At 70.4% G+C, this 21,019-nt stretch carries 23 protein-coding genes and 1 tRNA gene; 12 read left to right on the plus strand and 12 right to left on the minus strand.

Annotation, left to right across the window (positions count from 1 at the left end; all coding sequences use genetic code 11):
- Positions 1-98 precede the first annotated feature (98 nt).
- Entirely contained in the window at positions 99-524 is a 426-nt protein-coding gene (locus ABZ795_RS14080) for a type II toxin-antitoxin system VapC family toxin (protein WP_357530579.1), read from the minus strand.
- On the minus strand, positions 521-766 hold the full coding sequence (locus ABZ795_RS14085; protein ID WP_327023701.1) for an Arc family DNA-binding protein: 246 nt from the start codon (positions 764-766) through the stop codon (positions 521-523). Before ABZ795_RS14085 ends, ABZ795_RS14080 begins: the two co-directional genes overlap by 4 nt.
- Before the next feature lie 180 nt (positions 767-946).
- On the opposite strand from ABZ795_RS14085, the gene ABZ795_RS14090 reads away from it, so the two are divergent.
- Both ABZ795_RS14090 and ABZ795_RS14095 read left to right on the plus strand, forming a co-directional pair.
- On the plus strand, positions 947-1,288 hold the full coding sequence (locus tag ABZ795_RS14090; protein WP_357530580.1) for a helix-turn-helix transcriptional regulator: 342 nt from the start codon (positions 947-949) through the stop codon (positions 1,286-1,288).
- Positions 1,285-2,424, plus strand: coding sequence for a hypothetical protein (locus ABZ795_RS14095; RefSeq protein ID WP_357530581.1), 1,140 nt, complete (start codon positions 1,285-1,287; stop codon positions 2,422-2,424). Before ABZ795_RS14090 ends, ABZ795_RS14095 begins: the two co-directional genes overlap by 4 nt.
- An 89-nt stretch (positions 2,425-2,513) precedes the next feature.
- On the opposite strand, the gene ABZ795_RS14100 is transcribed toward ABZ795_RS14095, so the two are convergent.
- A complete protein-coding gene (locus tag ABZ795_RS14100; protein WP_357530582.1) occupies positions 2,514-2,774 on the minus strand; it encodes a flavin reductase in 261 nt (86 codons plus the stop codon).
- 532 nt (positions 2,775-3,306) lie between these two features.
- On the opposite strand from ABZ795_RS14100, the gene ABZ795_RS14105 reads away from it, so the two are divergent.
- The 4 genes from ABZ795_RS14105 to ABZ795_RS14120 are packed head-to-tail and all read left to right on the plus strand — an operon-like array spanning position 3,307 to position 5,434.
- On the plus strand, positions 3,307-4,089 hold the full coding sequence (locus ABZ795_RS14105) for a helix-turn-helix transcriptional regulator (protein WP_357530583.1): 783 nt from the start codon (positions 3,307-3,309) through the stop codon (positions 4,087-4,089).
- Positions 4,086-4,262, plus strand: coding sequence for a DUF397 domain-containing protein (locus tag ABZ795_RS14110; RefSeq protein WP_357530614.1), 177 nt, complete (start codon positions 4,086-4,088; stop codon positions 4,260-4,262). The genes ABZ795_RS14105 and ABZ795_RS14110 overlap by 4 nt, the downstream gene beginning before the upstream one ends.
- Positions 4,263-4,305: 43 nt before the next feature.
- Entirely contained in the window at positions 4,306-4,863 is a 558-nt protein-coding gene (locus ABZ795_RS14115; protein ID WP_357530584.1) for a hypothetical protein, read from the plus strand.
- Between the two features lie 40 nt (positions 4,864-4,903).
- The gene (locus ABZ795_RS14120) at positions 4,904-5,434 is read left to right on the plus strand and encodes a hypothetical protein (RefSeq protein WP_327023693.1); all 531 of its coding nucleotides are present in this window, start codon (positions 4,904-4,906) and stop codon (positions 5,432-5,434) included.
- 63 nt (positions 5,435-5,497) lie between these two features.
- Here ABZ795_RS14120 and ABZ795_RS14125 read toward each other — a convergent pair whose 3' ends face one another.
- From ABZ795_RS14125 to ABZ795_RS14140, 4 genes are all read right to left on the minus strand, one after another.
- Positions 5,498-7,144 carry an FG-GAP repeat protein gene (locus ABZ795_RS14125; protein ID WP_357530585.1) on the minus strand — a complete coding sequence of 549 codons (1,647 nt, stop codon included), beginning with the start codon at positions 7,142-7,144 and terminating at the stop codon, positions 5,498-5,500.
- A 44-nt stretch (positions 7,145-7,188) separates the two neighbouring features.
- Positions 7,189-8,859 carry a hypothetical protein gene (locus ABZ795_RS14130; protein ID WP_357530586.1) on the minus strand — a complete coding sequence of 557 codons (1,671 nt, stop codon included), beginning with the start codon at positions 8,857-8,859 and terminating at the stop codon, positions 7,189-7,191.
- A 20-nt stretch (positions 8,860-8,879) separates the two neighbouring features.
- On the minus strand, positions 8,880-10,541 hold the full coding sequence (locus ABZ795_RS14135) for a hypothetical protein (protein WP_357530587.1): 1,662 nt from the start codon (positions 10,539-10,541) through the stop codon (positions 8,880-8,882).
- Between the two features lie 166 nt (positions 10,542-10,707).
- A tRNA-Ser gene (locus ABZ795_RS14140) sits at positions 10,708-10,794 on the minus strand.
- A 75-nt stretch (positions 10,795-10,869) separates the two neighbouring features.
- Between ABZ795_RS14140 and deoD the strand changes: the two genes are divergently transcribed.
- The 3 genes from deoD (at position 10,870) to ABZ795_RS14155 (ending at position 12,859) form a co-directional block, all read left to right on the plus strand.
- Positions 10,870-11,577, plus strand: a complete 708-nt coding sequence (gene deoD / locus ABZ795_RS14145) for a purine-nucleoside phosphorylase (protein WP_013736384.1) — start codon at positions 10,870-10,872, stop codon at positions 11,575-11,577.
- 191 nt (positions 11,578-11,768) lie between these two features.
- A complete protein-coding gene (locus ABZ795_RS14150) occupies positions 11,769-12,407 on the plus strand; it encodes a TetR/AcrR family transcriptional regulator (RefSeq protein WP_357530588.1) in 639 nt (212 codons plus the stop codon).
- A complete protein-coding gene (locus ABZ795_RS14155; protein WP_357530589.1) occupies positions 12,404-12,859 on the plus strand; it encodes a hotdog domain-containing protein in 456 nt (151 codons plus the stop codon). Before ABZ795_RS14150 ends, ABZ795_RS14155 begins: the two co-directional genes overlap by 4 nt.
- 23 nt (positions 12,860-12,882) lie before the next feature.
- Here ABZ795_RS14155 and tadA read toward each other — a convergent pair whose 3' ends face one another.
- From tadA to ABZ795_RS14175, 4 genes are all read right to left on the minus strand, one after another.
- A complete protein-coding gene (gene tadA / locus ABZ795_RS14160) occupies positions 12,883-13,485 on the minus strand; it encodes a tRNA adenosine(34) deaminase TadA (protein ID WP_357530590.1) in 603 nt (200 codons plus the stop codon).
- 82 nt (positions 13,486-13,567) lie between these two features.
- Entirely contained in the window at positions 13,568-14,095 is a 528-nt protein-coding gene (locus tag ABZ795_RS14165) for a tRNA adenosine deaminase-associated protein (RefSeq protein ID WP_327023687.1), read from the minus strand.
- A 127-nt stretch (positions 14,096-14,222) separates the two neighbouring features.
- The gene (locus ABZ795_RS14170; RefSeq protein WP_327023686.1) at positions 14,223-14,390 is read right to left on the minus strand and encodes a hypothetical protein; all 168 of its coding nucleotides are present in this window, start codon (positions 14,388-14,390) and stop codon (positions 14,223-14,225) included.
- Between the two features lie 87 nt (positions 14,391-14,477).
- On the minus strand, positions 14,478-14,819 hold the full coding sequence (locus tag ABZ795_RS14175; protein WP_357530591.1) for a hypothetical protein: 342 nt from the start codon (positions 14,817-14,819) through the stop codon (positions 14,478-14,480).
- 102 nt (positions 14,820-14,921) lie between these two features.
- Here ABZ795_RS14175 and ABZ795_RS14180 point away from each other — a divergent pair, with 102 nt between their 5' ends.
- From ABZ795_RS14180 to ABZ795_RS14190, 3 genes are all read left to right on the plus strand, one after another.
- The gene (locus ABZ795_RS14180; protein WP_357530592.1) at positions 14,922-15,698 is read left to right on the plus strand and encodes a peptidoglycan DD-metalloendopeptidase family protein; all 777 of its coding nucleotides are present in this window, start codon (positions 14,922-14,924) and stop codon (positions 15,696-15,698) included.
- Between the two features lie 189 nt (positions 15,699-15,887).
- Positions 15,888-18,791 carry a glycosyl hydrolase gene (locus ABZ795_RS14185; protein WP_357530593.1) on the plus strand — a complete coding sequence of 968 codons (2,904 nt, stop codon included), beginning with the start codon at positions 15,888-15,890 and terminating at the stop codon, positions 18,789-18,791.
- Positions 18,792-18,870: 79 nt separating this feature from the next.
- On the plus strand, positions 18,871-19,929 hold the full coding sequence (locus ABZ795_RS14190) for a PHP domain-containing protein (protein ID WP_357530594.1): 1,059 nt from the start codon (positions 18,871-18,873) through the stop codon (positions 19,927-19,929).
- An 87-nt stretch (positions 19,930-20,016) separates the two neighbouring features.
- On the opposite strand, the gene ABZ795_RS14195 is transcribed toward ABZ795_RS14190, so the two are convergent.
- Positions 20,017-20,997 carry a DMT family transporter gene (locus ABZ795_RS14195; protein WP_357530595.1) on the minus strand — a complete coding sequence of 327 codons (981 nt, stop codon included), beginning with the start codon at positions 20,995-20,997 and terminating at the stop codon, positions 20,017-20,019.
- Between the last annotated feature and the right edge of the window lie 22 nt (positions 20,998-21,019).

Below are 21,019 nucleotides of genomic sequence, written 5' to 3' on the forward strand. Positions count from 1 at the left end.
CGGGACCGGCCCTGAGTCGTCTCTACGGTCGCTCTGTCTCAGAGTCAGCCATGGCGACTGACTCCGAGTCGTCCTGATCGCCAGGACAGCGGACGCCTTCAGTCGAACGGCTCGTCCCAGGGATCCACCGTGACGATGCCGGTGTTGGCGAAATCTTTCGGGTTGCGGGTGGCGAGAGTGGCCGCCTGGGAGCGGCAGATCGCAGCGATCTGCGCGTCGAAGCCGTCGATCGGATGGCCGGCGGTCTCCCGGTCAGCGACAATGTCGGCGTAGGCATTGGCTGCGCCGAGACCGAAGGGAAGGATCTGCCGCGGGAAGGCGGAGAATATCTCGTTCGCCGCCTGATGTAGCGACTCCCGACGTCGGCCCTCGGGCAGGCGAGCGATGCCATAGCGGATCTCCGCGACGGTGACCGCCGTGGTGTAGAGACCGCTGTCCGAATTCGCCCGTACCCAGGCAAGCACTCTTGGGGCTGGCTCCGCGCGCATGAGTTCAGAGACGACGTTCGTGTCGAGGACGATCATTCGACCAGATCCGCCGCCCGGGGCGGCGTGGTCCGCTCCGGGATGTCGAGATCCACGCCGCCGAGTTGCTGGAACCGCTCGGTGAGGGCGCCGAACAGATCAGCGCGCTGAGTGTCCTCGGCAACTGCGGTGGTCAGGATGGCTCGGATTTCGGCCTCCATCGACCGACCATGCCGAGCAGCGCGGAGACGGAGCTTGTCCTTCACCGAGTCATCCAAGTCTCGGATGCTGAGGGCAGCCATCGCCTTGCCTCCTTCGCGGTGCAGACAACCATCCCGCTATCAATGCTAGCGCCCGCTGGTCGATGAGTTGGCGGTGTTCGCGCTCACGGCAGGCCCCCTACGGCAGAGGGCAGAGCAGCAACCACAGTCGTCATCGACACTCGGTTGACGGTATATAACGGTGGGCGTACTGTCGGCGGCATGCAGGAACCTACTTTTCTGATCCTCACTGCACTCGCCGCGCAGCCGCTGCACGGCTACGGGGTCATCCGAGCGGTCGATGAGCTGTCGGGGGGCGAGGTCAAGCTGCGACCGGGCACCCTCTACGGCGCCCTCGACCGGCTAGCGGAGCAGGGCCTGGTCACCGTGGACCGGGAGGAGGCCGTCGAGGGCCGGTTACGCCGCTACTACCGGCTCAGTGATCCGGGGGCCGCCGCCCTCAAGGCGCAGATCGAGCGGTTGCGCCGGCACGCCGCCGCCGCTGAGACCCAGCTCGGCAAGCGCCTGGGCAACGCCCTGAGCTTCGGCACGGTGACCGCATGACCGCCGCCTGGCCGCCGGCCGACCACAGTGCCGCCTGGCCGCCCGACACCGCCGCCGGGCAGCAGGCAGGGGTCGACGCGGTTGGCTGGCCGGCGGCGGATGAGCGGCTGGAGCGCGGGTACCGGCGGTTGTTGCTGGCCTATCCGGGTCGGCACCGGCACCGGCATGGCACGGAGTTGGTGACCACCCTGTTGGAGATGGCGGCACCCGGGCAGCGCCGTCCCGGTCTCGGCGATGCCCTGCACCTGGTCGGCAGCGGTCTGCGGCTGCGGTTCAGGTTGCCCGCCGGTCGTCCGATCATGGTGGTGGCGGCGCTGCTCACCGCACTCACCCTGGGCGGTTTCGGTGCCGCCGCCGGTTCGTGGCTGGGTGCCCAGACCTTCACGAGCCTGCCGGACGACGCCGCGATGACCCGGCTCACCCAGCAGGCCGGCGCGACCGGTGAGGTGCAGGCGCACCGGCAGAGCACGAACTGGCACGCCGATCGGGTCGACGCCACCGGTTCCGCCTCGGGCTGGGATGCGGAGCAGGTGCGGCAGCGGTTCGCCGATGAGGGGTGGGCGGTCTCCGGGCTGACTCCACTCTCCGGCAGGACTGTCACGACCGGGGAGAACGGGACCGTGGTCGAGACCCCGTTGAGCGGGGATCGGTTCACCGCCGAATCCAACGGCCTGATCATCCAGGTTCGCGGGTACCTGGCCGAGGATCGGGGCGTCGTCTCGGTCGATGCCCGGCAGACGCGTACCGCCGCGTTTGTGCCCTTGGTCCTGGTCGGCACCCTGCTGGGGCTGGTCGTCGGCTGGCTGATCGCGGCGGCCGTCGCGTACCGGATAGCAGGGGCTGCCCCCGGACGGCGGGTGACCGGTGCCGGGGCCTGGGGGTTGGCGTTGTTGGCGCTGGCGCTGCCGGCGGTCGCGCTCTACGGCAACCTGGTGCGGGTGTTGGGCAGGAGTGCGGACGAGGGCGGGCTGTTGACCGTGCACAGTGCCTTCACCCCGGGCGACTACTACTACCCGGCGGGCCCGGCCTGGCTGATCCTCGGGCTGAGCATCGCCGGGCTGCTGGCCGTCGTGGTGGCGGTGCTCGTGGCCCAGCCCGGGGAGCAACCACCACAATCCGCGGTCGCGGCGGGCTGAGCGCGACGCCAACGGGGGCCGCCGGCGACGCCGCGCGGCTTCCGGTCGTCGCCGGATCCAACACCCCAGGAGGTACGCGGACAGTCTCCTCACCCTCGGACACGCGCCCAGGACACGAAGCGGTCGAGCAGTATGACCGCCGAGATGACGTCACCGAGTTCGGCGGCGGCCTCGGCGTGCAGCGCCGCCAGGTGGGTCAACAGTCCGGCCCGATCCTCCCGGTACCTCCCCAGCAGCCGCAGCTTGGCCGCACTGCACGGCCACGCGCAGCCGCAGGCCCGGCACCGCCACGTCGGCCGGGACGGCAGGTGCTCCTGCCGCCGGGACGGGTACGACCGGCGACGGCTCATCGGCCCTCGTCCCCGGTGCTCTGCTCCCGCCGAGAGCGTCCAACCTGATTCGACACGACTTCACCCCGATCTGCTCGTCGGCCGAGCCGACCGGCACGGGCGCACCGGTCACGACAGGCGCGGACGCACCCGGTCACGACGGGCACGGCCGCAGCGGTCGCGACGGGCGCGGACGCACCGGTCGCGATGTGCACGGCCACAATGTGGACGGCCGTGCCACTCGCGACGGGCAGGAGCACCGTTCGCGACCGGCGCGGACGCACCGGTCGCGGTGGTGCGGGCTCATCGGTCGTGGGCGGGCCGTCTCTGGTGATCCGCCTGCGCTATCAGCTCGACAGGGCCTGATGAGTGGATGGGAGCCGCCGCCGTTGGTCGCCGACGGCGGCCCCCGGACGCCGTGGCCGCCGGGTCAAGGGGGATGAACCTCCACCGGCCACGCCGTCGATACCCCAATTTGGCGCAGGTGACGGGACAACTACATGGCGTAGCTATATGGTGCCCAGATATTCCGGACATCCACTCGGGAGGCACCATGAATGACGCGTTGCGAGTCGCCTTGCGGGACACCGGGCACACCATCGAGTCCCTAGCGGAACGCGTCGGGGTCGACCCCAAGACGGTCAGCCGTTGGCTGCTGGAAGATCGGATCCCACACCCCCGGCACCGGCTCACGGCGGCAGATGCCCTCCAGAAGAATGTCTCGGACATTTGGCCGGACATTTCGCGGCGTCGGGCGTTGGTCTGGTTCCGCCCCTGGCAGGAGATCGAACGCGAGGCGACCACCCTGCGCTGGTTCGAGCCGAACGTCCTACCCGGCCTGCTCCAGACCGAGGCGTACGCCCGCGCGGTGCTCACCGGCGGCGGTCTGATCCCCCGCAGCGAGGTGGAGCGGGTGGTGGCCCACCGAATGTCCCGCCAACTGATTCTGCAACGGGAGGAGCCACCGCGAATCACCGTGGTGCTGGACGAGGCGGTGCTGCGCCGCCCGGTGGGCGGGCCGGCCGTCATGCGTGAGCAGTTGCTGGCCCTGGCCGAATCCGCCGGCCAGCCACACATCCGGGTGTACGTGGTGCCGTCCACTGTGGGGGAATATGCCGGGCTCAATGGGCCCTTCATCCTCGCCACTGCGGAAGATCACCGCATCGCGGGCTACCTGGACAACCAGTTGCAGGGCCAGGTGGTTAGCGAACAGGACGACATCGCGGCGATACTGGCCGTGTGGGAGAACGTGCGCGGCGAGACCCTGTCGCGCTGGCAGTCGGTCGACCTGATCAGGGAGGTAGCGGAGTCGTGGAGCACAACGATGCCGGGCTGACCGGCGCCCGGTGGCGCAAGAGCAGCCGCAGCAGCGGCAACGGCGGCGCCTGCGTCGAGGTCGCGGACAACCTGCCGGGCCTGGTCGGGGTACGCGACTCGAAGGATCCGACCGGGCCGGCGCTGGTCTTCACCCCGACCGCCTGGCGGGCCTTCCTCGCTGAGATCAACTGACCCCCGTCGTACACATGTGCTATCCACAGGCTGTGGACGCCGGGTGAGTTACCAGCTCAGCGCGATTGTCGCGGACGCCGAACTGCTCCGCGAGGAGACCCGCGAGCTGGATCATGCCGTCCTCGGCGAGCTGCGGCAGGACTTCGCCCTACTGCCGGTGACTCCGCAGTTGGTGCAGGAGTTGACCGGCAACGCGCCGGACTACGCGACCGACGAGCCCGGCCCGGAGCAGCCCTTCACGCTGACCTTCTCCCCCGCCCTGACCGAGGTACTGGCCCGCTGGTCGCTGCGAGGGCCGGTGGCGTACCTCGAGGCGGAGTTCGCCGGTGGTGTCGGACGCCAGGCGGCGGCGGTCTGGTTGGACGGGGTGCTGGCCTGGGGGCCGCGTTTCGACTCGACCTTCGACCTGCCGCGCCCGCAGTGGCCGATCAACGCAGCCCTGATCGAGTTGGGCGCGGAGCCCGGCGCATGGATCGACCCCTTCGCCGAGCTGGGGTTACACGTCGAGCGGAGCACCGAAGGGTGGCTGACGCACGGGCGGCGTGGGCTCAGCGCCGACTACTGGGACGAGTTGGCCGAGGAATGGGAAGCCCGGCAATAACCTCAGCCCTCCCGTCCCGTTGGGGACTTGGGGGATTCTGATGAAATTGCGACAATTCGGCTTCATCGCCGCACTGCTTCTGGCTGCCTCGGTATCGGGCAGCGGACCCATGCCACCGGCGGACCTGGCCATGCCCGAACCGGTCGCCTCGGTCACCGTGGTCGATCTGGACGGGCTGGCCGATGTGGACTTCGGCGACACCGAGGACGAGCTGACCCGGCGCGGGATCCTGCGTACCGACGTCGACGCCTGCGGCCCGACCCTGGCCGGGCACGCCATGGTCAGCCCGATCTTCATCGACGATCGGCTGGTGCTGCTCTGGGCCGGTGACCCGGCCCGCACCCCGGAGGGAATCACCGCCGGCACCCCGATCGCCGAGGTCCGGGCCAGCTACCCGACCGTACGCGAGCTGCGCGCTCCACAGGGGACGTACCGCTTCGACGGTCTGCTGGCCCGCGACGGCGACCGCGCCTACCTCTTCCTGCACGACGGCCGGACCGTCCAGAAGATCATCGCCGGGTACGCCCACTGGGCCCACCGCCTCTTCCTGGAAGGCCACGGCCCCTGCTGAGCAGGCTGGGCCGGCTCGCACGCGAGCCGGCCCAGCCAGGTCAGATCAGGTCAGGGGTGCAGATCAGTGGTACATCAGGGCGCCGGACTGGGCGGTGGCCAGGCGACGGCCGTACCACTTGGGCCAGACGAAGTCCGTACGCATACTCGCCCCACTCCACGAGGCGGACTGCGGAACCAACCCACCGGAACCGCCGTGGAACAGGGCGACCGACCCGGAGGCGGGCCGCTCCGGGTCCGCGCTGACCAGTTCCCCGGGCGAGGTCACGATCGCGTCCAGGGGTCCCTTGCCGTCCAGATTGAGGATGGCCACCTCGCCGCCGAACAGGTCGTTGCTCTCGGCCCCACCCGGCACGACCGGGTGGTCCTGGTCGAAGCCCTGGGCGCCGGTGCCGGTCAACCCGGAGGCGGAACCCTTGAGCAGGGCAACCGTGCCCGCCCGCTTCTTCGTACCGATCGCCTCACCGGGCGCGCCCACCAGCACGTCGGCCCGACCGTCGCCGGTCACGTCACCGACCGCCAGGGTGGCACCGAACAGGTCACCGACCTCCGCCGAACCGGGCACCCCGGGCGTACGCTGGCTGAACAGCTTCACCGCGCTGCTGGACAGGCCGGCACCGCCGGTACGACCGGTGAAGACCGCGACCATGCCCTCGTTGCCCTTCGGGGACTGCGTGTACGGCGCCCCGGCGATCACCTCGCCCAACTTGTCGCTATTGACGTCACCGATGGCCAGCGCCATGCCGAGGCTCCGCACGTAACTGTCGTCACGACCGGTCGCCTTTCGCAGCGCCGCCCCGGTGACCGAGGTGGCACCGCTGAGCTTCACCCCGTTCGCCGAGCCCCACATCAGCGTGAGCATCCCGCTGCCGGTCGGCGAGCTGTCCTCGTTCTCGCCGGGTGCGCCGATGACCAGGTCGGCGTACTTGTTGTCGTTGACCTTGCCGATGGCCAGGGTCCAGCCGAAGTGGTCGTTGCGCTCGGCGGAACCCGGAACGGCGGCCTGGTTCTGGTGCAACTGCTGCGCACCTGTGCCGGTCAGCCCGCTGGCCCCGCCGTACAGCACGGTCACCGCCCCGGCGTAGGTGAGCTTGCCGATCGCCTCGCCGTACGCCCCGACCGCCAGGTCGTCCCGGCCGTCGCCGTTGATGTCACCGGCCGCCAGCGCCGAACCGAACCAGTCGCCCTGCTCCGAGGCGCCCGGCACTCCCGGCGTGCTCTGGGTGAAGTGCTTGGCCCCGTCGAGCCGCAGGCCGGTGCCGCTGCCCGGGATCACCCAGACCCCGCCGGCGTTCGCCTTCGCGCTCAGGTCGTACTCGCCGTAGTCGCCGACGGCCAGGTCGTCGTAGCCGTCACCGTTGAAGTCCCCGGCGGCGAGTACCTCGCCGAAGGCGGGCTCACCGGCGCCCGGCGTGACCGCTGTCGCGAAGTAGTCGACGTACGGTGCCGAGGAGTAGCGCACCACCGCCAGACCCATCGGCGCCTGCGGGAAGCGGTACTCAGAGGGGTCGGCGGAGGCGGCGATGTCGTCGATGCCGTCACCGTCGAAGTCGGACCGGGTAGGCCCGGTCCCCTTGACCGGGGTGGTCGCCTTCGCCACCCGGTAGTGCTGAAGGACGATCCCGTCCCGGGTGACCGTCCGGTAGTCGTTCGCCGCCGCCGGGGCGGGCACACTCACCGCCAGGCCAACGCCGATGGCCAAGGTGGACACTCCTGCGACACTTCGCCGCATCAAGAACCCCCGCTTTCAGATGATCAGTAGATATGCCGTTGTCCGCCGCTCTGCGGGCCGGCGATCCTTGAGCCGTACCAGTACGGCCAGAGTCGATCGGTGCGCAGCGACGCGGCGCTCCAAGAGCCCGCCTGCGGCACGAGGCCGCCCGGGGCGCCGTGGAACCGCGACAACGTCCCGGAAGGATACAAGTCTTGATCACCGGCTACGTTCTCACCTGTCGACGCCACCAGAGCATCCAGCGGCCCCTTGCCGTCGAGATTGAGGATGGCGACCGAGGCGCCGAACAGGTCAAAGCGCTCCGTACCGCCCGGCACCACCGCATGGTCCTGGTCGAAGCCCTGGGCGCCGGCGCCGGTCAACCCGGCGGCTGACCCCTTGAGCAGAGCGATCATGCCTGCCCCGGTCTTCTTACCGATCGCCTCAGTAGGGGCACCCACCAGCACGTCGGCCCGGCCGTCACCGGTCACGTCCCCCACCGCGATCGTCGCCCCGAACCCGTCGCCCGGCTCCGGGCTTCCCGGGACACCAGCCGTACGCTGCGTAATGATCTTCACGGCTTTGCCGGACAGGCCCGCGCCACCGGAACGACCGGTAAAGACCGCCAGCAGACCGGCGGTGGTCTGCGGGGTCTGCGCGTTCGGCGCCCCGGCGATCACCTCGCCCAGTCCGTCCCCGTTGACGTCGCCGATCGCCAGCGACTCGCCGAGATTCCAGACGATGGTGTCCTGACGGCCGGTCGCCTTGCGCACTCCTGCGCCGGTAACCGAAGTGGCACCGCTGAGCTTCACCCCGTTCTTGGAGCCCCACATCAGGGTCACCATGCCGTTGCCGTTGCGGTTCTGATCGCCGTTCTCGTGCGGCGCGCCGATGACCAGATCGGCGTACTTGTTCTCATTCACCTTGCCGATGGCCAGGGTCCGGCCGAAGTAATCACGACGCTCGGCGGCACCCGGCACGGCGGCGAGGTTCTGGTGCAGCTGCTGAGCACCGGTCGTCCGCAGGCCACCCACCCCGCCGTACAGCACGGTGACCGCACCGGCCTGCTTGACCTTGCCGATCGACTCGCCGGGCGCCCCGATCGCCAGGTCGTCCCGACCGTCCCCGTTGATGTCACCGGCGGCCAGCGCGGTACCGAACCAGTCGTCGCTCTCCGACGCCCCGGGCACCCCGGGACTGCTCTGGTTGAAGTGCTGCGCCGAGTCGACCACCAGACCATCCCGGCTGCCCGGGATCACCCACACCCCACCGGCACGGGTCCTCTGCACTGGGTCGACCTCGACCGAGTCACCGATGGCCAGGTCGTCGTAACCATCGCCGTTGAAATCGCCGGCGGCCAGCGCTATGCCGAAGCAGCGACAGCCGCCTTCCGCAACGAGCACGCTGGCGAAGTAGTCGACATGCGGTGCGGACGAGTAGCGCACCACCACGAGTCCGGTCGCCCGGTGCGCCAGTCTGTCCTGCGTGAGGTCGCTGGCGACCGCGACGTCGTCAATTCCGTCACCGTCGAAGTCGGAACGGGTAGGCCCGGTCCCCTTCACCGGGGTCATCGGCTTCGGCACCCGGTGGAACTGGAGGATCACGCCCTCCCGGCTGATGGTCCGGAACTCCTCCTCCGCCGCCTGGGCGGGAGTGCCCACCATCAGGCTCGCCGCAACCACCAACACGGAAACTCCGGCAAGCCTGCGCCGCATCTGCGCCCCCTTCTCCCTGCTCAGTACCACGGTCCGCTGCTCTGCGGCCCGGCGATCCGCTGGCCGTACTCCAGCAACTCCAGACGATCGGTGTTCAGGGCACGCCCGCTCCACGAACCGGACTGCGCGACGATCCCGCTGGAGGAGCCGTGGAACCGGGACAACGTCGCGGAGGGATAGCCGGGAATGTCCCCGGCGACCTCCTCCCGGGTCGACGCCACGAGAGCGTCCAGCGGGCCCTTGCCGTTGAGGTTCAGCAGCGCCACCGAACCGCCGAACCGGTCGCCGCGCTCGGCCCCACCCGGAACGACGGAGTGGTTCTGGTCGAACCCCTGCGCGCCGGTGCCGGTCAGCCCGGACGAGGAACCCTTGAGCAGGGTGATCATGCCCGCCTCGTCCTTGGTACCGATCGCCTCGGTGTGGGCACCGACCAGCACGTCGGCCCGACCATCGCCGGTCACGTCACCGGCCGCCAGGGTCGCGCCGAACCGGTCACCGTCCTCCGGTGAACCCGGCACCCCGGCCGTACGCTGGGTAATGATCTTCACGGCCTTGCCGGACAGCCCTGCCCCGCCGGTACGACCGGTGAAGACGGCGATCAGACCACCGTCGAGGTGCGGGGTCTGCGCGTTCGGTGCCCCGGCGATCACCTCGCCCAGCCCGTCACCGTTCACGTCACCGATCGCCAGCGACATGCCCAGGTACCAGGCGATGGTGTCCTTGCGCCCGGTCGCCTTGTACACCCCCGCGCCGGTGACCGAGGTCGCCCCGCTGAGCTTCACCCCGCTCGCTGAACCCCACATCAGGGTCACTATGCCGCTGCCGTTGGCGCCGCTGCCGTCGTTCTCGTGCGGCGCGCCGATGACCAGGTCGGCGTACTTGTTGTTGTTGACCTTGCCGATGGCCAGCGACATGCCGAAATGGTCGCGGCGCTCCGCCGAACCGGGCACCGCCGCCTGGTTCTGGTGCAACTGCTGGGCCCCGGTCCCAGTCAGGCCACCAGTTCCGCCGTAGAGGATGGTGACCGCACCGGCCTCCTTGACACTGCCGATCGCCTCCTTGAAGGCCCCGATCGCCAGGTCGTCCCGTCCGTCGCCGTTGATGTCACCGGCCGCCAGCGAGGCGCCGAACGCGTCCCGGTCCTCCGACTCGCCGGGTACCCCGGGGGAACTCTGGTTGAAGTGCTTGGTCGAGTCGACCACCAGGCCGGTGCGACTGCCTGGGATGATCCAGACACCGCCACCATGCGCATTGTTCTTCCTGGTGTCGGCCTCGTCGGCGTCACCGATCGCCAGGTCGTCGTAGCCGTCACCGTTGAAGTCGCCGGCCACCAGCGCGATGCCGAAGCTGGAGATGTTGTCCACCCCGGTGCCGATGAAGTAGTCGACGTGCGGCGCGGACGAGTAGCGCACCACCACCACGCCGGTCGGATAGCGCGGCAGGCTGTGGGTGAGCCAGCTGGCCGAGGCCGCGATGTCGTCGACCCCGTCGCCGTCGAAGTCGGAACGGGTCGCCCCGGTCCCCTTCACCGGCGTGACCGCCTTCGACACCCGGTGGAACTGCATGGTCAGACCATCCCGGGTGATGGTCCGGAACTCGTCGGCCGCCTGGGCGGGAGCACTCACCGCCAACCCGGCTGCCACCATCGTCAGAACCGTCAGCCCGGCAAGCCTGCGTCGCATCGAAACCCCCGCATCCCGTAAGTAGCTCTCACAGCATAGGGACACGTAGATCGGAAGCCATGTCTGTACGGCCAGACATCGGGGCCTACACCGCCAGAACCGGGGCAGACAGCAGAACGCCCGGCCGATCCTCGCGGATCGACCGGGCGTTCTCGCACTTCACGAGCGGTGGCGGCGGGATTTGAACCCGCGGAGGGCGTAAACCCTCACACGCTTTCGAGGCGTGCTCCTTAGGCCACTCGGACACGCCACCGCCGAAGAGGCTACAGGACTCCCGGTTCGGACGCCGAACCGGTCCCCGGCCGCCCGGCCTGGCAGGATCACTGGCATGAGTACGCACATCGGCGCGAAGCCGGGCGAGATCGCCGAGCGGGTCCTGATGCCGGGTGACCCCCTGCGGGCCAAGTGGATCGCGGAGACCTACCTGGAAGGGGCGAACTGCTACTCGACGGTCCGGGGGATGCTGGGCTTCACCGGCCGTTGGAACGGGGTCGAGGTCTCCGTGCAGGGGTCCGGGATGGGGATGCCCTCGGCCTCGATCTACGCCCACGAGCTGGTCAACGAGTACGGCGTGAAGTCCCTGATCCGGGTCGGCTCCTGTGGCGCCCTGTCCGAGGATCTTCAGCTGCGGGACGTGATCGCGGCGATCGGGTCCTCGACGGATTCGAACATGAACCGGGTGCGGTTCGACGGGCTGATCGACTACGCCCCGGTGGCCGATTTCGGGCTGCTGCGTACCTCGGTGGAGGTGGCCGAGCGGCGCGGCATCGCGATGCGGGTCGGGCCGATCCTGGCGGCGGACGCCTTCTACACGGACCGGCCGGACCTCTACGACCGGCTGGCCGACTACGGGGTGCTGGCGGTGGAGATGGAGTCCGCCGCGCTCTACACGATCGCGGCCCGGTTCAAGGCCCGTTCGTTGACCCTGCTGACCGTCAGCGACCACATCAAGACCGGCGAGAAGACCACCTCCCAGGAGCGGGAGCAGACCTTCAGCCAGATGGTCGAGATCGCCTTGGACACCATCGTCGCCTGACCTGGCGGCACCCGTCGGCGTCCCGTCACCGCTAGTCGGTGGCGGGACGCTTCGCGCACCGGCTTGATCCACTCCATATCGCCGTAATGGCGGTATCCGTGCTGCCGCGTCACCGCCACTACGCCGAAACGGCGAAGCACTCGACGAGAAAATAAGTACGACCGGTCGGTCGGATTGTGTAGGGTCACGGTATGACCGTTGACGGCCGGTTGGCCCGGGGTGAGCGCACCCGCAGCGCAGTGCTGGACGCCGCCGTCGTGCTGGCCAGTGAGAACGGCCTGGACGGGCTGTCGCTCGGGCATCTCGCCGACTCCCTCGGGGTTAGCAAGTCCGGCATCTTCGCGCACTGGCGCTCCAAGGAGGCCCTCCAGCTGGCCACCATCGACCGGGCGGTGGCCCAGTGGCAGGAGCTGATCATCGGCCCGGCCCTGCGCGCCCCCCGGGGGGTACGCCGCATCCACGCCCTGCACGAGGCCCGGATCGACTTCTACGCCACCCGGGTGCTGCCCGGAGGCTGCTTCTTCGGCACGGCCGAGTTCGAGTTCAACGCTCGGCCGGGTGCGGTCCACGACCGGCTGGCCACGGTCCTCACCGACTGGACCGCCTTCCTGGAGCGACTCGTCCGCGAGGCGGTCGAGCTGGGCGAACTCCCGGCCGAGGTGGATGTGGCCCTGCTGGCGTACGAGATCGACTCCTTCGGGATCGCCGCCGCGATGCGCTCCCGACTCTTCGACCCGGACAGCACCTACCGGCACGCCCGCCGAAGCGTGCTGGACCGGCTGCGGGGTCTGTGCCCCGATCCCACCCTGCTACCGGAAGGCACCCCATGAGCAATGTCGTCGCCGAGCCCACCGCCGTCGAGTACGGCCATGTCGAGCACGCCATGGTGCACTTCGACGACCTGGACGCCATGGGCATCCTGCACAACGCCCGGTACGCGCTGCTGCTGGAGCGGGCGCTGACGGCGTACTGGTCCGCCAACGGGGTCGCCTTGCGCAACGGGAAGGCCACCACCCCGGACGTGTTCCACGCGGTCCGGGAGTTCGCGATCACCTACCAGGCCCCGATCACCGGCACCGGCCCGGTCGGGGTGCACTTCTGGGTGGAACACCTCGGCACCAGCAGCGCCGTCTACGGCTTCCGGTTCCACTCCCTCGACGGCATGACGGGGTACGCCGAGGGACGGCGGGCTGTCGTCCGGCTGGACCCGGCCACCCTGCGCCCGGCCCCCTGGACGGACCTCGCCCGAGGCATCGCCGGCGCCCTGCTGCGCCCCGCCTGACAGAAGCACCAACGGCAGCGGCGTCAGCGGAAGAAGGCGCGCATCAGGGTGCCGGTCTCGGTGGCCAGGACCCCGCCGTACACCTCCGGGCGGTGGTTGAGACGGCGGTCGCGCAGGACGTCCCAGAGGGAGCCGGCGGCGCCGGTCTTCGGTTCCCAGGCCCCGAAGACCACGGTGGACACCCGGGACAGCACCAGGGCCCCCGCGCACATGGTGCAGGGTTCCAGGGTGACCACCAGGGTGCAGCCCTCCAGCCGCCAGCGGCTCAGCCGTTCGGCCCCCCGCCGCAGCGCCAGCACCTCGGCGTGGGCGGTCGGGTCTCCGGTCAGTTCCCGCTCGTTGCGGCCGATCGCCAGTTCGTCACCGTCCGGGCCGTAGAGCACCGCCCCCACCGGCACGTCGTCGGCCTGCCGGGCGCGGTCGGAGACCTCCGGGCCGGTCACCGCGACCTCCAGGGCCCGGCGCATCCAGAGTTCGTGGCGCTGCCGGCGGCCGATGCCGGTCGGATCGGCCAGACCCTCGTGCGCGCCCGGCCCCACCCGGCCGACCGCACCGGGGGTGGGCTGCCCGGCCCGGACCGTCTCCAACGCCGGATCGGTCGCGTCCGCCGGTTCCCCACCGCCCATCGGCGCGCCAGCGGATCCGGCGCTACCCAGCGACGATCCGCCGGCAGATCCCACACCACCCGGCAGCGCTCCGCCGACTGGATCAGACCTCACGCAGTTCCTCTACGTCGTCGACGCAGCCCAGCACCTGGCAGACCTCGGCGGTGACGTCGGCCGGCATCATCCCCTCGTGGGCGCAGAGGGCCAGCAACTGCTGCGCGGGAATGCCCAGGTCGGCCAACAGGTCGGCCTCACCCACCGGGTCCGCCTCCGGGTCCAGGGCGGGCTGCTCGTTGTCGTCGTCCGTGGTCGTCGGCGCAGGTGCTTCCTCGGCCTCCTCCAGACCGGTGACCGAGGCGTTGAGGTCACCGATCAGCAGGGCACCCAGCCGGGACTCCTCGGCGAAGGCCGAGTCCGAGCCGAAGATGCGCAGGTCCTCGCCCTCGTCCAGGCGCAGGATGACCAGGTAGGTGTCGTCCGCCTCGACGAACAGCAGCGACAGGTCGGCGTCCGGACCGACATCGCGCAGTCGCTCGGCGACCTCGTCGACGTCGGTGGCACCCCGCAGACTCAACTCGGCGGCCGTCCAGCCACCCTTCTCGCGCACCACGGCCGCAGCGAAGTACGACACGTTCCCCCCAAGTAGCCCTTGGCACAGCTCACGCCAGCCGTTACGCGTGCACGTTAGCCGGTCGGATCGGCAGGAGAGCGGTCAACGCCCCGAAGGGTCGGCATTCCTGGGGAAGTATCTGCCCCGCTCAGCCGGCCAGCCGACGGCGGGTGGCGATCAGTTCGCGCAGCCGCTCGGTACGCACCCGCTGTGGCCGTTCGCGTTCGCGTAACGCGCGGGCGTCCGCCAACTGCGCGAGCAGTTGCATCCGGCGGCGGCTGCGATCCGGATCGAGCCGCGGAGTGGTCCAGGCCATACCGGGAGAGTGCCGAGTCCCGGCGGCCCAGTCAAGATGGGTTTCAGTGCCTGCACGACGACGCAACGCAGTCGATGTCGACAGGAATCACCAGAGGGGCCAGTCACCACCGATCCACCATCGGGCGGCCACCGCGGCTGCGGCGATGCTCCACCCTCCGGCGGTGACGATGGCGATGCCGGTGGCCACCCCCCGGTCGCCGTACCGGACCAGCACCAGGGCCGCCAGCCAGGCCAGCGCTCCGGCCAGCAGGGTCCACCAGGCGTACCCGGCCAGGTCGCGGCCGAGCAACCCGAAGATGACCAACCAGGCGGCCGTGCCGGTGGCGCCGGCGGCGACGGCGGCTCCGCTGACCGGGTGTGGTTCGCGGTAGGTGGGACGCGGGCGGCGCCCGGCGGGGAAGAGGCCCGACGGGCTGTACGGCATCATGGCTGGCCACTCCTGCCACGCTGGGTCGGTGGTACTGCCACCGTACCGGCCCGGTCGTCGCCGACGCCCCTGGCGGGCGTACGCGGTCGGGCCCAGGGGGAGATGGTCTGTCAGGATGGCCGGGTGGTTGCGCTGACCGGACGACCTCTGCCGTACGCGGCGCTGCTGCTCGTGCCGATGCTGGCCGCCGGCTGCGCGACCGGCCCCGCGCCCACCTGGTCCGCCCCGAGCGAGGACCCGACGGCCCCGTCCAGCCCGACGGCTGCTGTCACCCCCACGCCCGGCGCGACCCCGACCGCCGGTGAGCCGGAGGGCACCGGCCAGCCGGGGCCGACCGCCACCCCGGGCCGGGACCGGCTGCCGCACGTCTTTCCGGTACGCGCCCGGAAGGCGGACTACCACCCGACCCACTCCGGGTACCCGGGGACGGACATCTTCGCCGACTGCGGGGAGCCGGTCGTGGCGGTCACCGACGGCACCATCGGCGAGGTCAGCCGCCGAGACCGGTACGACAGACGGGGCCCCCAGGGCCCGTACAACGGTGGTCTTTCGGTGTCCGTGCTCGGCGACGACGGGGTGCGGTACTACGGTTCGCACCTGACCGAGATCGCCGAGGGCATCGAGCCGGGCGTACGGGTGCGGGCCGGTCAGCAACTCGGCACGGTGGGTCGGACCGGCAACGCCAACAACGTCTGCCATCTGCACTTCGGCATCTCTCCGCCGTGCCCGGGTGAGGACGGCTGGTGGATCCGTCGAGGGGTGATCTGGCCGGCGCCGTACCTCGACTCGTGGCGCAAGGGCGGCAACCGCGCACCGGCGGCCGAGGTGGCCGCCTGGCACCGCCGCAACGGCTGTCCGGCGAAACCACCGGGGCGCTGAGGCCGGGGCGGAGGCCGCAGGTCCCGTCCCGCGTCATTCGCACGTCATCACCTCGCAACATTGACGGATGTCTCATTCGTGAACTACCGTCCCGCTAATGACTCAGAGAGCGCTCTCTGACAGCACTTAACTCACAATGACGACGAAACGCGCCGCCGACATCGGTCGGAGGGGCGCGCTGGAGGAAAGATGCGACCTCCCGTCCCACGCCGCACCCACCATCGACTCCTGGCCGCCGGTGCCGCCGCGGCCCTCGTCCTCGGCGGGCTGGCCGTCATCGCCACCCCCGCCGCCCAGGCCGCGCCGGTCGGCGCCGGCAGCTACACCACCACCCCGGTCGGACCGCTCCCCAGCGGCTGCGGAAACATCACCACCAACCCCCGGCAGTACGCCACCAGCTCCGCACCAGCCGGGCCGGTGCCGACCAACGACTGGTGGTCCTCCCTGCTGTGGAAGCGCCTCAACTGCACCTTCAGTGAGCCCCTGCACGCCCACCCGCTGGCCTACCAACCGGTCACCGACGGGCTGGGCTTCTCCGCGACCTCCACCCCCACCATCACCGGCACCGCCACCGGGGTCGGCGAGTTCAAGTACCCCTACGTCGAGGACCTCCGGGTCGGGGTGGCCGGGTTGGCAGCCCCGAACGTGCTGGTCGACGACTGGACGGACTGGACGGTCACCCCGTACTGGAGCGACGGGTCACGCACCCTGCGGGCCACCATCGGCCACGGCCTGCCCTTCACCTACTTCCGCAGCACCGGCGGAGACGCGGTGATCAACGTGACCGGCGGCAGCCCGACGGTCTGGTCCAACAGCGGCGCCACCATCGGCTTCACCGTGCGCGGCCACGACTACGTCGGGTACGCGCCGACCGGGGCCACCTGGACGGTCAGCGGCGGCCGGATCAGCTCCAACCTGGCCGGGCGGGGCTATTTCTCCCTGGCCCTGCTGCCGGCCGGCACGGACGCCACCACCCGGACCCAACTGGCCACCACCTACGGCCGGTACGCGCACGCGCACGTCACCGGCACCCGGGTGTCCTACAGCTACCAGCAGTCCAGCAGCCAGGTGGAGACCCGGTACGCCTTCACCACCACCCCCCGGGAAGGCACCGAGACCCGTACGGTCGTCAGCCTCTACCCGCACCAGTGGAAGGCCCTGACCGGGGCCACCCCGATCACCCAGACCTACCCCTCGGCCCGGGGCCGGATGAAGGTGCTCACCGGGGTAGCCGAGTTCCGCACCTCGATGCGCTTCCACGGGGTACTGCCGGAGGTGCCCGCCGTCGCCACCGGGGGCGGGGCCGACCTGACCACCCTGCGGCAACACCTGGCGGCCGTGCGGGGCAACCCGATGGATCAGCGGGGTGGGGACACCTACTGGACCGGCAAGGGACTGGGCCGGGCGGCCCGGATCGCCGAGATCGCCGACCAGGTCGGCGACACCGAGACCCGTACGGCCGCGCTGAACGCCATCCGGGCCACCCTGACCGACTGGCTCACCGCCTCGCCCGGCGAGACCGAGCGGCTCTTCTACTACGACCAGCGCTGGGGCACCCTGATCGGCTACCCCGGCTCGTACGGCTCGGACCAGGAACTCAACGACCACCACTTCCACTACGGCTACTACATCGCCGCCGCCGCCACCCTGGCCAAGTTCGACCCGACCTGGGCCCGCCAGGACCAGTACGGCGGCATGATCGACCTGCTGATCCGGGACGCCAACAACTACGACCGCACCGACAGCCGCTTCCCGTACCTGCGGGACTTCGACATCTACGCCGGGCACGACTGGGCCTCCGGGCACGGGGCGTTCGCCAGCGGCAACAACCAGGAGTCCTCCTCGGAGGGGATGAACTTCGCCAACGCCCTGATCCAGTGGGGACAGGCCACCGGCAACACCGCCGTACGCGACGCCGGGATCTTCATCTACACCACCCAGGCGGCGGCCATCCACGAGTACTGGTTCGACGTCAGCGGCGAGAACTTCCCCGCCGCCTTCGGCCACAACAACGTCGGCATGGTCTGGGGAGACGGCGGGGCGTACGCCACCTGGTTCAGCGCCGAACCGGAGATGATCCAGGGCATCAACCTGCTGCCGATCACCGGCGGGCACCTCTACCTGGGCTACCACCCCGACGACAACGCCCAGAAGTACGCCGAACTGGTCCGCAACAACGGCGGTGAGCCGACCATCTGGCAGGACCTGCACTGGCAGCACCTGGCCCTCGGCGACCCGGACACCGCCCTGGCCAAGCTGCGGGCCAACCCCGGCTACCCCCCGGAGGAGGGGGAGAGCCGGGCGCACACCTTCCACTGGATACGCAACCTGGCCGCCCTGGGCCGGGTGGACACCGGGGTCACCGCCAACCATCCCCTGGCCGCCGTCTTCAACCGCAACGGCGCCCGGACCTACGTGGCCAGCAACATCTCCAACACCCAACTGACCGTACGGTTCTCCGACGGGACCCAGCTGACCGTGGCCCCGGGGCGGACCGCCACCAGCGGCGCGCACACCTGGAGCGGCGGCAGCGGCGGTGGCGGCACACCCCCACCGACCCCCACCCCGACTCCTACCCGCACTCCGACTCCCACCCCCACCCCGACCCCCACCGGGCCACCGTCCAGCTCGCCGGTGCGGTACCTGCTGTCCGGCGGTGGCCTGGGCGCGGCCGGTAACGCCGGCACGACCACGGTGACCGGTGCCGGTGGCGCCAACTACGACGGCACTCCGCGCAACCCGATGGTGTTCACCGCGACCGGGCTGAACCTCAACCACAACGGCGGGCAGACCGCGTTCGACCTTCTCCTGGACGCCGGTTCGGCGGTCGGCAACGGGGTGCAGACCCGCATCTCGTACGACCTGACCGGCGACGGAAGTTGGGACCGGGTGGAGACCTACCGCTACTTCGCCACCGACCCGGTCTCCGGTTGGGAGAACTACACCCAGGCCGCCGGGCTGCATTCCAGCACCGGTTCGCTGGGCAACCTGCGCGGCGGCACCGTACGGGTGGAGGTCTGGTCCGCCATCGGCACCAACCCCACCACCCTGGGGATCGGCAACCGCTCGCTGATCCGGCTGCCGTACAGCTGATCCCGGTGGCCCCGGTCCCACCTACTCCGCGCCGCCGGTCGTCTCCCGACCGGCGGCGCGGGCGCGTAGGTTGCAGAACATGACCCGTGATCCCATCGCCGACCTGCGTCGGATCGCCTTTCTGCTGGAGCGGGCGAACGAGGCCACCTACCGGGTCCGGGCCTTCCGGTCGGCGGCGAATGCCCTGGCCGCCCTGCCCACGCAGGAGGTGGCCCAGCGGGCCCGCACCGGCAAGCTCACCGAGCTGGCCGGGGTGGGAGACGTCACCGCCCGCTGTGTGGTCGAGTCCCTGGCCGGCGAGGAACCGGTCTACCTGCGGCGGCTGCTAGCCACCGAGGGCACCGACCTGGACGCCGAGGCCACCCGGCTGCGGGCCGCGCTGCGCGGCGACTGCCACACCCACTCCGACTGGTCCGACGGTGGCTCCCCGATCGAGGAGATGGCCCTGGCCGCGGTCGAACTGGGCCACGAGTACCTGGTGCTGACCGACCACTCCCCCCGACTCAAGGTGGCCCGGGGCCTGACCGCGGATCGGTTACGTCGACAGCTCGACCATGTGGCGCAACTCAACGAGGCGTTGCCGGAGGGATTCCGGATCCTCACCGGCATCGAGGTGGACATCCTCGCCGACGGCTCTCTGGATCAGGAGGAGGAGCTGCTGGCCCGGCTGGATGTGGTCGTCGGCTCCGTACACAGTGGCCTCAGCGACGACCGGGCGAAGATGACCCGCCGGATGCTGACCGCGATCGCCAACCCCCACCTGGACATCCTCGGCCACTGCACCGGCCGAATGGTCTCCTCCCGCCCGGCCGGGGTGACCGGCCCCGGGGATCGGGGGCACCGGGCCCGTACCCGCCCGGAGAGCGACTTCGACGCCGACGCGGTCTTCGCCGCCTGCGTCGAACACCGCACCGCCGTGGAGATCAACTCCCGCCCGGAGCGTCAGGACCCGCCGAAGCGGTTGATCCGCCGCGCCCTGGAGGCCGGCTGCCTGTTCGCCATCGACACCGACGCCCACGCCCCGGGCCAGCTCGACTGGCAACGCTTCGGCTGTGAACGGGCAGCCCTCTGCGGAGTCCCCACCGACCGAGTCATCAACACCTGGACCGCCGACAACCTGATCACCTGGACCCATTGATCCACTCCGTATCGCCGTAATGGCGGTATCCGCAGCGCCGCGTCACCGCCATTACGCCGAAACGGCGCCGGCACCAGTCGCTGGTGGTCAGCGGCTCGCCAGCTCCGCGGCCGGGGTCGTCCCGGCGGCCACTGCGTCGGAAGGGCGCGCGACGGGTCGGCGGCGGCCGATCAGCCCCTGCGACACAGCCACCCCTAGCAACACGATCAGCGCACCGACCGGCTGATGCCAGGTGAGCCGCTCGCTGAGCACAAGCACACCGATCACGATGGCGAAGACCGGAATCAGGTAGGTCACCATGGCGGCCGTGGTGGCACCCACGATCCGGATGTTGCGCAGGTTGATGACGAAGGCCAGGCCGGTACCGATCGCGCCCAGCACCAGCACGGCGACGACCACACTCGGCGACAGACTGGTCGGTGCGGGCGGTGCGCCGGCCACCAGCGGCGCCACGATGGCGAGTTGGGCCGTGGCGAGCACCAACTGCGCAGCCGACAGCGACAACCCGGACAGCTTGCTGCCCGCGACGAACTTCTTCTGGTACGGAATAGCCAGGCCATAGCAGGCCGCCGCCCCGAAACACATCAGCTGACCGACCAGGTGGGCACCCCCGACGCCCTGCCAGACGCCGAGCACCACGAGCACACCGGCGAAGCCGAGCGCCAACCCGACGGCATTGCGGACGGTCAACCGCTCGGTACGGAACACCAGCACCGCCATCGGCAGCACCACGAGCGGAGTGGTGGCGTTCCAGATGCCGGCGAGCAACGACTCGATCCGCTGCTCGCCGTAGCCGAACAGGGTGAACGGCACAGCCACCCCGAGGGCGCCGATCACGGAGAGGTGGCCCCACACCAGCGGATCCCGGGGCAGTCGGTCCCGCAGCAGGGCGAGCACCACCAGCAGGGTCAGCGCACCGGCCCCGACCCGGTAGAGGGTGAGGTGCAGGGGGTGCAGTTCCGCCACGCCGACCTTGATGAACAGAAAGCTGGAACCCCAGATGGCGGCGAGGGCGACGAATCCGGGCAGCCAGCTCCGCAAGGCCGGCTTGTCAGGGGTGAAGTCCATGGTCACCCCTGACACTCTGCCC

The sequence above is a fragment of the Micromonospora sp. NPDC047134 genome (genome assembly GCF_040643455.1).
GTDB lineage: Bacteria > Actinomycetota > Actinomycetes > Mycobacteriales > Micromonosporaceae > Micromonospora.

What these genes read in the sequence shown, in the direction of transcription:
- ABZ795_RS14080 (WP_357530579.1), bottom strand. Translation starts at nt 524, where the DNA reads ATGATCGTCCTCGACACGAACGTCGTCTCTGAACTCATGCGCGCGGAG.
- ABZ795_RS14085 (WP_327023701.1), bottom strand. Translation starts at nt 766, where the DNA reads ATGGCTGCCCTCAGCATCCGAGACTTGGATGACTCGGTGAAGGACAAG.
- ABZ795_RS14090 (WP_357530580.1), top strand. Translation starts at nt 947, where the DNA reads ATGCAGGAACCTACTTTTCTGATCCTCACTGCACTCGCCGCGCAGCCG.
- ABZ795_RS14095 (WP_357530581.1), top strand. Translation starts at nt 1,285, where the DNA reads ATGACCGCCGCCTGGCCGCCGGCCGACCACAGTGCCGCCTGGCCGCCC.
- ABZ795_RS14100 (WP_357530582.1), bottom strand. Translation starts at nt 2,774, where the DNA reads ATGAGCCGTCGCCGGTCGTACCCGTCCCGGCGGCAGGAGCACCTGCCG.
- ABZ795_RS14105 (WP_357530583.1), top strand. Translation starts at nt 3,307, where the DNA reads ATGAATGACGCGTTGCGAGTCGCCTTGCGGGACACCGGGCACACCATC.
- ABZ795_RS14120 (WP_327023693.1), top strand. Translation starts at nt 4,904, where the DNA reads ATGAAATTGCGACAATTCGGCTTCATCGCCGCACTGCTTCTGGCTGCC.
- ABZ795_RS14130 (WP_357530586.1), bottom strand. Translation starts at nt 8,859, where the DNA reads ATGCGGCGCAGGCTTGCCGGAGTTTCCGTGTTGGTGGTTGCGGCGAGC.
- ABZ795_RS14135 (WP_357530587.1), bottom strand. Translation starts at nt 10,541, where the DNA reads ATGCGACGCAGGCTTGCCGGGCTGACGGTTCTGACGATGGTGGCAGCC.
- deoD (WP_013736384.1), top strand. Translation starts at nt 10,870, where the DNA reads ATGAGTACGCACATCGGCGCGAAGCCGGGCGAGATCGCCGAGCGGGTC.
- ABZ795_RS14150 (WP_357530588.1), top strand. Translation starts at nt 11,769, where the DNA reads ATGACCGTTGACGGCCGGTTGGCCCGGGGTGAGCGCACCCGCAGCGCA.
- ABZ795_RS14155 (WP_357530589.1), top strand. Translation starts at nt 12,404, where the DNA reads ATGAGCAATGTCGTCGCCGAGCCCACCGCCGTCGAGTACGGCCATGTC.
- tadA (WP_357530590.1), bottom strand. Translation starts at nt 13,485, where the DNA reads ATGGGCGGTGGGGAACCGGCGGACGCGACCGATCCGGCGTTGGAGACG.
- ABZ795_RS14170 (WP_327023686.1), bottom strand. Translation starts at nt 14,390, where the DNA reads ATGGCCTGGACCACTCCGCGGCTCGATCCGGATCGCAGCCGCCGCCGG.
- ABZ795_RS14175 (WP_357530591.1), bottom strand. Translation starts at nt 14,819, where the DNA reads ATGATGCCGTACAGCCCGTCGGGCCTCTTCCCCGCCGGGCGCCGCCCG.
- ABZ795_RS14180 (WP_357530592.1), top strand. Translation starts at nt 14,922, where the DNA reads ATGGTCTGTCAGGATGGCCGGGTGGTTGCGCTGACCGGACGACCTCTG.
- ABZ795_RS14185 (WP_357530593.1), top strand. Translation starts at nt 15,888, where the DNA reads ATGCGACCTCCCGTCCCACGCCGCACCCACCATCGACTCCTGGCCGCC.
- ABZ795_RS14190 (WP_357530594.1), top strand. Translation starts at nt 18,871, where the DNA reads ATGACCCGTGATCCCATCGCCGACCTGCGTCGGATCGCCTTTCTGCTG.
- ABZ795_RS14195 (WP_357530595.1), bottom strand. Translation starts at nt 20,997, where the DNA reads ATGGACTTCACCCCTGACAAGCCGGCCTTGCGGAGCTGGCTGCCCGGA.